General features: G+C 46.0%; 12 protein-coding genes, 1 tRNA gene and 1 pseudogene. 12 read left to right on the forward strand and 2 right to left on the reverse strand.

Features of this window, described 5'->3' with window-relative positions; all coding sequences use genetic code 11:
- Positions 1-9 precede the first annotated feature (9 nt).
- Positions 10-975, reverse strand: coding sequence for a type IV pilus twitching motility protein PilT (locus KFK88_RS00875; protein ID WP_317851534.1), 966 nt, complete (start codon positions 973-975; stop codon positions 10-12).
- A 27-nt stretch (positions 976-1,002) separates the two neighbouring features.
- Between KFK88_RS00875 and KFK88_RS00880 the strand changes: the two are divergent.
- The 7 genes and pseudogenes from KFK88_RS00880 to KFK88_RS00910 form a co-directional block, all read left to right on the forward strand.
- Positions 1,003-1,212 (forward strand): annotated as a pseudogene (locus KFK88_RS00880) (alanine racemase); the annotation flags it as partial.
- 133 nt (positions 1,213-1,345) lie between these two features.
- A complete protein-coding gene (gene proC / locus KFK88_RS00885; protein ID WP_223576768.1) occupies positions 1,346-2,194 on the forward strand; it encodes a pyrroline-5-carboxylate reductase in 849 nt (282 codons plus the stop codon).
- 40 nt (positions 2,195-2,234) lie between these two features.
- A complete protein-coding gene (locus tag KFK88_RS00890; RefSeq protein WP_223576769.1) occupies positions 2,235-2,822 on the forward strand; it encodes a YggT family protein in 588 nt (195 codons plus the stop codon).
- Between the two features lie 119 nt (positions 2,823-2,941).
- A complete protein-coding gene (locus KFK88_RS00895) occupies positions 2,942-3,403 on the forward strand; it encodes a DUF4426 domain-containing protein (protein WP_223576770.1) in 462 nt (153 codons plus the stop codon).
- A 97-nt stretch (positions 3,404-3,500) separates the two neighbouring features.
- Entirely contained in the window at positions 3,501-4,100 is a 600-nt protein-coding gene (gene rdgB, locus KFK88_RS00900; protein ID WP_223576771.1) for an RdgB/HAM1 family non-canonical purine NTP pyrophosphatase, read from the forward strand.
- Complete coding sequence (gene hemW / locus KFK88_RS00905) at positions 4,100-5,329, forward strand: radical SAM family heme chaperone HemW (protein WP_223576772.1); 1,230 nt, start codon at positions 4,100-4,102, stop codon at positions 5,327-5,329. Before rdgB ends, hemW begins: the two co-directional genes overlap by 1 nt.
- A 94-nt stretch (positions 5,330-5,423) precedes the next feature.
- Positions 5,424-6,527, forward strand: coding sequence for an META domain-containing protein (locus KFK88_RS00910; RefSeq protein ID WP_223576773.1), 1,104 nt, complete (start codon positions 5,424-5,426; stop codon positions 6,525-6,527).
- A 257-nt stretch (positions 6,528-6,784) separates the two neighbouring features.
- On the opposite strand, the gene trmB is transcribed toward KFK88_RS00910, so the two are convergent.
- Positions 6,785-7,474 (reverse strand): tRNA (guanosine(46)-N7)-methyltransferase TrmB, encoded by a 690-nt coding sequence (gene trmB / locus KFK88_RS00915; protein ID WP_223576774.1) that lies wholly within the window; start codon positions 7,472-7,474, stop codon positions 6,785-6,787.
- Positions 7,475-7,657: 183 nt separating this feature from the next.
- Here trmB and KFK88_RS00920 point away from each other — a divergent pair, with 183 nt between their 5' ends.
- From KFK88_RS00920 to KFK88_RS00940, 5 genes are all read left to right on the forward strand, one after another.
- A complete protein-coding gene (locus tag KFK88_RS00920; RefSeq protein ID WP_223576775.1) occupies positions 7,658-9,487 on the forward strand; it encodes an SLC13 family permease in 1,830 nt (609 codons plus the stop codon).
- Between the two features lie 14 nt (positions 9,488-9,501).
- Positions 9,502-10,524 (forward strand): A/G-specific adenine glycosylase, encoded by a 1,023-nt coding sequence (mutY, locus tag KFK88_RS00925; RefSeq protein ID WP_223576776.1) that lies wholly within the window; start codon positions 9,502-9,504, stop codon positions 10,522-10,524.
- A 29-nt stretch (positions 10,525-10,553) separates the two neighbouring features.
- Positions 10,554-10,829: an oxidative damage protection protein gene (locus KFK88_RS00930; RefSeq protein WP_223576777.1), complete on the forward strand. Its 276-nt coding sequence runs from the start codon at positions 10,554-10,556 to the stop codon at positions 10,827-10,829.
- A 55-nt stretch (positions 10,830-10,884) separates the two neighbouring features.
- Positions 10,885-10,960, forward strand: a tRNA-Phe gene (locus tag KFK88_RS00935).
- A gap of 350 nt (positions 10,961-11,310) precedes the next feature.
- The gene (locus KFK88_RS00940) at positions 11,311-12,726 is read left to right on the forward strand and encodes an NfeD family protein (RefSeq protein WP_223576778.1); all 1,416 of its coding nucleotides are present in this window, start codon (positions 11,311-11,313) and stop codon (positions 12,724-12,726) included.
- Positions 12,727-12,747 lie beyond the last annotated feature (21 nt).

The raw sequence follows: 12,747 nt of genomic DNA on the forward strand, positions 1-12,747 counted from the left end.
TGTGCCTCTCTAGAATTCTTCTTTGTTTGCTGCTTTTAAGCGAGCATCGGTGCGTGACACGATGCCTTTGCTAACTAACTGTTTTAAGCTGTGATCCAGCGTCTGCATACCTAACGACATACCTGTTTGCATTGCAGAGTACATTTGCGCGACTTTCGCCTCACGAATCAAGTTTCGAATCGCTGGTGTACCGATTAAGATCTCATGCGCTGCAACACGTCCACCACCGTTACGTTTTAATAGTGTCTGTGCAATAACCGCTTGCAATGACTCCGATAGCATCGAACGCACCATCGACTTTTCGCCCTCTGGGAATACGTCAATCACACGGTCAATCGTTTTAGCTGCTGATGTGGTGTGTAGCGTACCGAATACCAAGTGACCTGTTTCCGCTGCTGTAAGCGCAAGGCGGATGGTCTCAAGGTCACGCATCTCACCTACGAGAATAATATCAGGGTCTTCACGCAACGCTGAACGCAATGCGTTAGAGAAGCTGTGAGTATCGCGGTGAACCTCGCGCTGGTTAACCAAACACTTCTTACTTTCGTGAACAAACTCGATCGGGTCCTCAATGGTCAGGATGTGATCGTGTTTATTATCGTTCACATAATCAATCATACCCGCCAAAGTGGTCGACTTACCCGAACCCGTCGGGCCTGTTACCAAAACCAAACCACGCGGTTGTAGCGAGATATCTTGAAATACTTTTGGCGCATTAAGATCTTCAAGTGTTAATACGCGCGAAGGAATGGTACGAAAAACGGCTGCTCGACCACGGTTTTGAACAAAAGCGTTAACACGGAAACGTGCTAAATCTTGAAGTTCGAATGAGAAGTCAGCCTCTAAAAACTCTTCATAGTCTTTTCGCTGCTTATCATTCATAATGTCATAAATCAGCGAGTGGACTTCTTTGTCTTCTAGCGGCGGCACGTTGATTCGGCGAATATCGCCATCAACTCGAATCAGTGGCGGCATACCGGCGGAGATGTGTAAGTCCGAAGCGGTATTATGGCACTGCCCCCAAAACAAACCGAATACAAGCAACAACTAGTACAGTTTGAAGCAATCGCAACACTTTACCGACAATTAAAGGAAAAATACCCACAGATAGACACATTATCTATGGGGATGTCCGGTGATTTTGATGCCGCAATCGCCGCTGGTAGTAACATGGTTCGAATCGGTACGGCAATTTTTGGGCAGCGCGACTAAGTCTTTGTGGCTAAACTAACTTCAATGAAAGCGTTGAATTCCAAGCATTAACCCTCATGACTATAGGATTATATGAGGTATTCACATTCACTGCGTTCGTAGAAGACGAGCGCCAACCATAAAACAGGCATTTATGACTGACTCCATCGAATTATTAAGTAAGGCAAAAGTAGGTTTCATTGGCGCGGGCAACATGGCCGCTAGTATTTTAGGCGGACTGATCCAGTCTGGCCTTCCAGCCGACAGTATTTACGTCAGCAACCCTAGCGCAGGCAAACTCGAAGCGTTAAAGGAAAAGTACCCCAACTTAAACATTACCCACGATAACGCCGAAGTTGCGAGTAATGTGGAATATCTACTGCTGTCTGTAAAACCGCACATTATGTCGAGCGCCTGTGAAGACTTTAAAGATATGGATTTAAGCCAAAAATGCGCTATCTCAGTCGCGGCAGGCGTCACTTGCGAGACTTTAAATAACATCTTAGGTACAGACACTCCAGTGGTTCGGAGCATGCCGAACACTCCAAGTCTGATTGGTTATGGCGCGACAGGACTGTATGCTAATGACAAAGTCACTGAGCAGCAGCGCGAAGCCACTAGCGCCATTTTCGACGCCGTGGGTATCAGCGTTTGGGTTGAGCAAGAGCACTTAATCGACTCAGTCACTGCAGTATCAGGCAGTGGCCCTGCTCACTATTTTTTATTTATGGAATCAGTGGTTCAAACGGGGATTGAATTAGGCTTGCCTGAAGCAACAGCACGCGAATTAGCCGCGCAAACAGCGCTTGGCGCAGCGGCGATGGTGCAGCAGAATGATGACATGGAAATTGGGCAGCTACGTCGCAACGTGACCTCACCTGGCGGTACGACAGCGGCGGCTCTCGACACCCTGAATGATCACAAACTCCCTGAAATCGTGAAAAAGGCTCTACAGGCATCAGTTAAGCGCGCCAAAGAATTAGCTGAAATTGCGAATCAATAGTGGTAAAACCCTGACTAATAATATTTGAGCCAATACATCCATGAATAATTTCACCTTCACATTACTTGAACATCTCTCCAACTTGTTGGTGATGATGTTCTTGCTTCGCTTATTGCTACAACTCGGACAGGCGGACTTCCATAACCCGATTTCTCAATTTATCCATCGCTTTACTGCACCAGTGATTAATCCAATCCGTAGTATCATTCCTGATCTCGGCCGCTTTAGTACTGCCAGCTTCATTGTTGCGATGGTCATTATCACGATCAAGTTCTTCATTATTTCGACGGTCTACGTCACATTGCCTACCGAAGCCATGACACTTGGCATTCTTGTCGGCTTAATGATGCAAGGCGCTCCGGCGATGGGCGGCTTAGTCATGATCGTCACTAACATGCTACTGATTCTATTCTTAGGTCTGATGATTGCGAGCTTCATGAGCGGTGGTCGTTATCACCCAGGTGTTGCATTCTTATATCAAGTGACGCGCCCTATTTTGCGCCCAGTACAGAAAATTATTCCACCAATCGCTGGCTCGATTGATTTATCGCCTATGATTATTTTATTCGGTTTATGGTTTTTGCAGGATGGCTTATACCGTTTAGGTGTTAGTCTAATCACTGGCTGAGCTCCTAGAAGAGACATCAGAAAATACCGCAACCCTGCCATAATCCCTGAAACCTAGGCGCCTTTTTGTTATCTTATAGTTATACCCTTTACAAAAGGTGCCGGGGATAGGAGATCATCATGAAAAGTATGTTTAAAGCAACAAATCTACTGGTTATAAGCACTTTCGCCTTGTTGACGCTACTGGTAAGCCCCACAAGCGAAGCAAATGAGAAGCGTGTTGGCGATTATATTATTCACTACAACGCCTTTAGCAGCTCATTTATTCAACCTGAAACTGCGGTCCAATATAAAATCCAACGCAGTAAATACACAGGATTATTGAACGTATCTGTGCACAAAGTTGTAGAAAACGGCAAAGACAAAGCGTTGAAAGTTGCGATGCAAGGTAAAGCGACCAATAACTTGTCACAATTTCAAGAGTTGGGTTTCAAAGAAGTGGTCGAAGGTGATGCCGTTTATTACCTCGCAGACTTTCAGTTCCGCGACGAAGAAAATATGGATCTGGATTTCACCATCAATATACCGGGTTACAAACAGCCAGTAACGATTAACCTTAGTCAAAAGTTTTACGCCGATTAATCATTTCTTTTAAACCACCGCAAACGATCACCTTTGCGGTGGTTTGCGCTATAATCAGCCAACGCTTCAATCACTCAACAGCCCGTGTAAAAAGACCATGCAAAAAATTGTTCTAGCCTCAGGCAACCGTAAAAAAGTGGCTGAGCTCACTCAGTTATTAGCTCAATTCCAGCTACAAGTGATACCGCAAACGGATTTAAACGTTGAGGATGTACCTGAAACCGGCACCACTTTTGTTGAGAACGCCATTATTAAAGCGCGCCATGCGGCTGAAGTTACAGGACTACCTGCAATTGCAGACGATTCAGGTATCGAAGTGGACTATCTTGATGGCCAACCGGGGATCTACTCTGCTCGCTTCTCGGGCAAGCATGGTGATGACCAAGCTAACAATGATCTCCTGCTAGAAAAACTTCAAGGCGTACCCACCGAACAAAGAACCGCAAGATACCAATGCGTGCTGGTTTTTATGCAACATGCCAAAGATCCAACGCCGCTGATTTGCCAAGGCGCATGGGAAGGTCAGATCATGACGGAAGAATTTGGTGACGGTGGTTTTGGTTATGATCCGCTGTTTTGGTGCGAAGAACATCAATGCTCAGCAGCGCAACTGAAACCTGAACAAAAAGCCGCGATTAGCCACCGTGGCAAGGCTTTGAACGAATTGATGCACAAACTTCGTGAGTCTATCGCTTAATGCTAACCAATCCGCCACTATCATTATACATCCACGTCCCTTGGTGTGTGCGTAAGTGTCCCTATTGTGACTTCAACTCGCACGCCGTTAAAAACGTTGAGTCAAATCAGCAAACAGAATTCGACTTACCTGAGACCGAGTATGTCGATCGGTTGATCGAGGATCTTGAACATGAACTGCCCAAGGTTTGGGGACGGCGTCTACACAGTATTTTTATTGGCGGCGGTACACCGAGTTTATTAAGTCCTAAGTCCTTCGATCGATTGATAAGTGCCATTCGAGCCCGCTTACCCTTCGAGAATGATATCGAAATCACCATGGAAGCGAATCCTGGCACGTTTGAAGCTGAAAAATTCAGAGGATTCCGTGAGGCAGGCATAAACCGCCTTTCAATCGGCGTACAGAGCTTTAATCCTAGTCACCTACAAAAACTAGGACGCATCCACAATCCAGAGCAGGCACAAGCTGCCGCCGAGTTTGCGCACGAAGCAGGATTTGACTCCTTTAACCTTGATTTGATGCACGGCCTACCCGACCAAACCTTAGAACAGGCACTAAGCGACCTACAAACGGCTATCGACCTTAAGCCTCACCATATTTCTTGGTATCAACTTACGCTTGAGCCAAACACTTTGTTCTATCAACAGCCGCCACAATTGCCGCATGACGAAGTCTTGTGGGATATCCAAGAAGCGGGACAAAAGCTTCTCGCAAAACATGGTTATGGGCAATACGAAACATCTGCTTATGCCAAAAGCCACAAGTTTAGAGCCAAGCATAATCTTAACTATTGGCAATTTGGTGATTACTTAGGCATTGGCGCTGGTGCTCATGGCAAAATTACCCGATTGGATTTGGGGCAAATACACCGCACCACCAAGAAGCGCCATCCTAAAGATTATTTGAGCGGCTCTATCAACTCAATCAGCACAGACACTCCGATCCCTGCCCACGAGCTACCGTTCGAATTTATGCTCAATGCACTACGTTTACTCGAAGGCGTACCATTATCCTTGTTCAGCCAATACACAGGGCAATCACTTGCCAGTGTTCAAGACATCTTGCACCAAGCTATCGAAGATGGCTTACTAGAAGACTCAAAAATCCAGTTACAACCAACGGTAAAAGGCGCTCTTTTTCTTAACGAACTTTTGGAGCGTTTTATCCCAATAGAAACTGATGTTCAAAGCTCTTCTGGTTCAGCCAATATACAGATCACGCAGTTATAATGTCACAAACCGTTAACCCTGTTAGCTTCTTTGAGCGTTAATATGGCACTATAAGCTAACACACAGTCCCTATTTCAAACTGTAGGAAACAACTATGAAATACACACTGACTTTATTTATTGCAGCTCTAACCCTTGGCCTAGCCGCCTGTAAAAAAGAAACGGTCCCAGCTGACCATAGTGCACAGCAAAATCAGCAGTCAACGTTCACCGTGACTGCTGAAATCATGTATCGAGAAAAAATGCTTGTCCCAAATGGCAGTACATTGGCGGTTACATTCCGAGATGTGTCTATCGCCGATAAGGCCGCGGAAGTGTTAAGTGAAGAAATTATCGGCTTGGGTAACGGTGTTCAATTACCGCTTAAAGCTGTTCTTGAAGTTCCTAAGAAAAGACTAAAGCCACGCCATATTTATGCTTTACACGCACGACTTGAAGGGCCCAATGGACAGCTGATGTGGATTTCTACGACAAGACACACTATCAATACTGAGGGCATGACACACGATATGGGCTCCGTTATGTTGGAGCGCGTGCAATCAGGAACGGTCGATGCAAAGGTCGATTCAAAATATCCGATCCCCTTCACAGCTCGCGGCAATGAACCGGGTTGGTTGGTCGAAGTTCAACAAAACCAAATTGAAATTCAGACCAATTACGGCCAAAACACCATTACAGCTCCGCGGCCAATCCCACAGCCTTATAAAGGGGGCTATAAATACAATGCAGAGGCTGACGGTCATATTGCAATTATCGATATCCGTCGCAAGCTTTGCTATGACGACATGTCGGGAAGACCTTATCCTGCTCGCGTGACACTCACACTAAATGGAAAAACTTATGAGGGTTGCGGCGGTGATCCGTTGGCTCTGCTGACTGAAGCAGAGTGGGTCGTTGAAGATATTGCTCAGAGCGGCATAATCGATAACTCTCGCGTCACCCTCAACTTTGATCCAGAAGGAAGAGTGCATGGTATTTCCTCCTGTAATAGTTACAGCGCCGCCTTTGAAATGACGGGCGAGACGTTAACCATCAAAAATCCTGTAGGGACCTTAAAAGCCTGCGCCCCAGCTTTAATGAACCAAGAGCAAAAGTTCTTAGATACTTTAAGCAAAGTCACACGATATGACATCGACGGCTACGGCGCTTTGATTCTAACCACAAGTGATGGGAAAACGATTACTGCAAGGCAGCAATAATTAAGTCTTAAAATAAAGCCTCTGGATTCCGCGGTTTAACCGCGGAATGACGTTATATTACCCTATATATGCTTACTACTTTTTCAGCCGAGAGATTCTTTGAAGCTCAAGGCTTTCCGTTTAGAAATACTAAGACCACAGATAATGAGAATATTTTTGTGAGAACGCGGCATTTTGAATTTTATGACGCGCAGTTATCGTCCAGATAATGAGCATCAGAAAATTTAAAATAACAAAGTTATTGGAAAAATAGACTATTATTTGGCTGAAAACATCAAATCCCACACCCCATGCCCAAGATTCTGCCCTCTCACCTCGAACTTAGTCAAAGGCCGTGATTCAGGACGTGGTACGTAATCATCTGTTTCCGATAAATTCTTAAATTCCGGCATCGGCTGCAACACTTCTAGCATATGTTCAGCGTAGTTTTCCCAGTCAGTAGCTAAGTGAAGAACACCACCCGGTTTGAGTTTCTTATGTAACTTCTGGCAAAACTCAGTTTGGACAATACGACGTTTATGGTGACGTTTTTTGTGCCAAGGATCAGGGAAAAAGATTTGTATACGGTCAAGGCTGTGATCTGGAATGCAATGCTCAATCACTTCAACCGCATCATGATTAATGACCCGAATATTCTCTAACTCGTACTCTTCCGCCAACACCAGACAAGCGCCCACACCAGGGTTGTGGACTTCAATACCGATAAAGTCGTGATCACGCTGATCTCTCGCCTGCTCGGCGAAAGACTTCCCCATACCAAAACCAATTTCCAGTACTACCGGTGCTTCGCGCTCAAAGATCGCTTTGAAGTCATACAGCTCTTTTTTGAACTCAAGACCTAAACGCGGAAAATGCAGCTCCATGGCACGCTGCTGTCCTTTGGTTAGGCGACCTTTTCGAAGCACAAAGCTGCGAATCTTACGTTGGTTTTTTTCTTCAGAATTCAAAAGGATAGCTCTCTTTATGGTTAAGGCTACGGTAATTGAATGCGATTTTACCATATTGTAAAAGTTTGAGGTAAATTATGTGCTTAGAACCATAAAGACGTTGCGAAAATACCCTCAAATCAGTAAGGTTGTTCATTCGGGTTTGTGAAAAATTTATAAGAAAGTTCAGGAGTTAGGAGAGGAATGCCATTTCCGGATTTGCCGAATGGACATGCGCTATTTGTGCTGTTGCTGACGGTGTTTGCCCTATATTTATTCCGACGCGACGACATACCGCTGGAAACTTCCTGCGTGGTTGTATTGTTGGTCTTAACCATGGGGTTTACCTTCGCACCATTCCATAACTTCAATGGACACCTTGAACCGATGGAGTTCTTCAGTGGCTTTGGTCACGAAGCCTTGGTCGCTGTCTGTGCTTTAATGGTTGCCGGACAAGGTTTAGTTCGTACTGGCGCTTTAGAACCTATTGGTCGCTTTCTCGCTCGCATTTGGAAAACTGCACCACTTTTTTCACTATTGTTAACCCTTTTAATTGCTGGGATTTTAAGCGCATTTGTCAATAATACGCCGATCGTTGTTCTTCTTTTACCGATTTTAATTAGCGTTGCTGTACGCTCTAACCGTAGCCCATCTGGCCTTTTACTGCCTATGGGTTTTGCCACCATCGTTGGCGGCATGGCGACGACGATTGGTACCTCAACCAACCTGCTCGTTGTTTCTGTAGCTGCCGATCTGGGTCTAGAGCGTTTCGGCATGTTTGATTTTATGTTGCCCGCAGCCATCGCTGGCGCTATTGCAGTGGTTTATTTATGGTTAGTTGCACCCAAAATTACACCGCAACGCCAAGCCTTAATGAAAAATACGTCCCCACGCATTTTCACGGCACAGTTGCATATCAATGAAGACTCGTTTGCTGACGGTAAGCCACTGTCAGAAGTTATCGGTAAAACCGATGGCATGATGAAGGTGACTCGAATACATCGCGGCTCAGACGCTACCATTATGCCAATGCCAGACGCCATTATTCGTGCTGGTGATAAATTGCGCGTAACAGACTCGCCGGATCGGCTAAAAGAGTATGAACAGGTGTTAGGTGCTCGTCTCTATAAATCCGGCCAAGAAGTTAACGATGACCACCCTCTAACTGCTGAAAACCAGCAGTTATCAGAATTAGTGGTGACGCCGGGCTCGCCACTCGCTGGGCGTTCGCTAAAAGACGTCAGTTTCATGAACCAATATGGCCTTGTCGCCATTGCTTTGCACCGTGCTGATCGCGTGGTGGATATGCACAACAAGGGTCTAGGCAAGGTTACGCTGCATGTGGGTGACGTTTTACTGGTACAGGGTGGTCAAAATGAAATTTCCGAGTTCAAAAAGCGTGGCGATATTTTAGTTCTCGACGCCACCACCGACCTTCCGCGCTCACATCGAGCACCGAGAGCCTTGATTATCATGGGGCTAGTGATTTTGTTTGCAGCGGTGGGATTATTGCCCATCGCCGTCAGTGCCCTCGGCGGTGCCTTGCTCATGATTCTGACTCACTGTATTACCTGGCGAGATGCTATGAATGCGCTGAGCGCGCCCGTGGTCTTGATTGTCGCTGCGAGTTTGGCTTTGGGTATCGGTATGACCGAAACCGGCGCAGCAGAATACCTAGCACAAGCCTTCGTTTCTGTTCTCCATGGTGCGCCGCCAACAGTACTTCTTAGCGGCTTGATGTTATTGCTCGCGATATTGACTAATGTAGTCTCGAACAATGCTGCAGCTGTTATCGGCACGCCGATTGCCGTCAGCGTCGCCACCCAATTGAATTTACCGCCTGAGCCATTCGTCATCGCGGTATTATTCGGCGCCAACATGAGTTTCGCCACGCCAATGGCTTATAAGACCAACTTATTGGTCATGAATGCTGGTGGATACAAGTTTTCTGACTTCGTTAAGGTCGGCGTACCTCTGGTTATCTTGATGTGGATCTCATTGTCGATTATTCTGCCGATCCTTTACGACTTCTAAGATTCGAACATCCGATGTGGCAAGCCAAAGACTTCCAACAAAAAGTAATTAATTACTATCGCCAGCATGGCCGTAAACACTTGCCTTGGCAGGGTACAAAAGATGCCTATCGCATTTGGCTGTCGGAAATTATGTTGCAGCAAACGCAAGTCGCAACAGTGATTCCTTACTACCAAAACTTTCTCGATAAATTCCCAACCGTGACTGATTTAGCCGAAGCCAGTAGTGATGAAGTCATGCACTTATGGAGTGGCCTCGGTTATTACAGTCGCGCCAGAAACCTGCATAAAGCCGCAAAAATGGTGGCCGAAGAATTTAACGGCGACTTCCCCCAAACCCAAGAAGCCATCGAATCACTACCCGGAGTCGGTCGCTCGACTGCTGGCGCCATCGCTGCCTTCGCCTTTGACCAACCCACCGCAATTCTTGATGGTAACGTTAAACGTGTATTAGCCCGTTGCTATGGCATCGAAGGTTGGGCTGGCAAAGCATCCGTGCTTAAGGCTTTATGGCAACGAGCGGAGAAAAATACTCCAGCACAAGATACTGCGCAGTATAATCAGGCCATGATGGATCTGGGTGCCGTTGTTTGTACACGTAGTAAACCTAGGTGTGATCAATGCCCTTTGTCGGAAAACTGCTATGCACTAAAGCAGGATGCCATTGCTCAACTACCGGGCAAGAAGCCAAAAAAAGCACGCCCCAAACGTTCGGTCTACTGGTTAATCTGCCTAGAAAATGAGCAAGTATTACTCCAAAAGCGGCCACCTTCAGGTATCTGGGGTGGGCTTTGGTGCTTCCCAGAGTTAGAGCAAACAGAGCAAGCACCACCACATGAGCAAAAACTAGACAGCTTTATTCATAAATTCAGTCATTACGACTTAGAAGTTCAGCCTCTGCTAGTGAAAAAGCTCGATAACACAGGTATCATGGAGCCCATCGAACTTGAGAGCTTTGCGCTTAACTTCTTACAGCAAAAAACAGCTGAAATAGGACTGCCGACGCCTGTTACCAAGGTGCTCGACAGCCTCAATTAGCAAAGCCAAAACCCAACGCGGAGAATTGAATGTCACGTACTATTTTTTGTAAGAAACTACAAAAAGATGCCGAAGGAATCGGTTTTAAGCCATTCCCTGGCGAACTAGGCGATCGCATTTACGATAATATTTCACAGGAAGCATGGCAGATGTGGCTAGAACATCAAACCATGCTAATCAATGAAAAACGGCTAAGCTTGGTCGATGAAGATACTCAAAAATACCTCGCTGAACAGATGGAAAAATTCTTGTTTGGTGGCGACTACGACGAAGCCGAAGGCTACGTCCCCGAAGACAAGCAATAAATTTCAAATTTAGGCTTGACTTAAAACCTTAGAATCGGTTTAATACGCGTCCGTTGGCCTGGTAGCTCAGTTGGTAGAGCGGAGGATTGAAAATCCTTGTGTCGGCAGTTCAATTCTGCCCCGGGCCACCATCATTCTGAAAGCCTGACTAGAAATAGTCGGGCTTTTTTGTGTCCAACATATAAAGATTATCGAATTGAACTACGTTCAATGACAAACTACATCCCTGTAGTTTGCCTCACGGCCATTGCAGTAAACTGCAATGTTCAAATTTGTTCCAGACAAGTTAGTCTGCCCGGGCCACCATCATTCTGAAAGCCTGACTAGAAATAGTCGGGCTTTTTTGTGTCTGAAGCGTCATCAACCTTTGAAAATCCTGTATATCCACAAGCTGGCTTCTTTGTAATTCCACTCCATTCGCGCTACATTAAGGGTGATGGTTTTGGCTCAATTAGAGCCTAGCTGAGTAGAGGGATTTTCTATGCAGCATTTCGTCAGATTTTGTCTCGTAATCGCGCTACTGTCGATGGCGTGGCCACTCTTTAGTGCATCAGAAGTCTCTTCAAGTCCTCCTAAGCAAGCAAAATTACTAGTGTTAGATGGTTCGGTTAACCCCGGTACGGCTCATTACCTCGTCTCGAACATCCAATCAGCTCCCGAAGAGAACTATGATTTAGTGGTTATTCAGATGAATACACCCGGCGGTTTGGATTTAGCCATGCGGGATATTATTCGATCTATTCTTTCGTCAGAAATCCCCGTCGCTACTTACGTTTATCCCCCAGGCTCTCGTGCGGCGAGCGCGGGCACTTACATTCTTTATGCCAGCCATATTTCATCAATGGCTCCTGCAACGAATCTTGGTGCAGCAACACCGGTTTCAATCGGTGGCATGCCGAAGCCTGCTTCAGACGATAAAGGGAAAGAAGGTGATAAAGAAGAAAAAGAACAAGCTAAAAAATCACCCGCCCCATCTGATAGCAATCAAAATGCGATGCACAAAAAAATCATCAACGATGCAGAAGCTTATTTAAGAGGACTGGCAGCTTATCATGGTCGCAATATTGACTGGGTTAAAAACGCGGTTCGTGAAGGCGAAAGTTTAACCTCGAAAGAAGCGTTAGAGATTGGCGTGATTGATTTGATCGCCGAAAGCCCACAGCAGTTGCTGCTTCACATTCATAACCGCAGTGTTCGACTGCCTTCAGGTTCCATGACTCTTGATACTACTGACATGAGTATTGTTGAAGTCGAACCAACATGGCAAATGATGTTGCTCAGTATCATTAGCGACCCCAACATCGCCTATATTTTATTATTGATTGGAATTTACGGGCTGATCTTCGAAGGCTATAACCCGGGCACCATGGTTCCGGGCGTTATTGGTGCGATTTGTTTATTATTGGCTTTTTATGCGCTTCAAATTTTACCCATTAACTACGTTGCTGCAGGGCTATTAGTTCTCGGTATCGCCCTACTAGTTGTCGAAGCATTTGCACCAAGCTTTGGCATCTTAGGGGTTGGCGGCATTATCGCCTTCCTCTTCGGCTCCTTCATGCTATTTAACGAACCCGAAACTGGCGTGGCAGTTGCTATGCCTATTTTACTCGGCGTCACGATTATTAGCGTGATTTTATTGAGCTTTGTATTGAGCTTAGCGATTCGCGCCAAGCAACAGCCCGTTGTCAGTGGCCGCGAGGAATTGCTCAGTGAAGTGGGTATCGTAAAACAAGACTTTTCTGGCGAAGGCTGGGTACATATTTGTGGCGAAACTTGGAAGTGTCGCTCTGAGCACTCCCTAAAAGCTGGCCAGCAGGTCAAAGTGGTGGCGGTTAATGATCTCGAGTTAACAGTCGTGCCACTAGATGGCGCGTTACCACCCGATCATCATTCTTAACCAATCATAGAAGGATTTATT

This window comes from Kangiella taiwanensis (assembly GCF_020005165.1).
Lineage (GTDB): Bacteria > Pseudomonadota > Gammaproteobacteria > Enterobacterales > Kangiellaceae > Kangiella > Kangiella taiwanensis.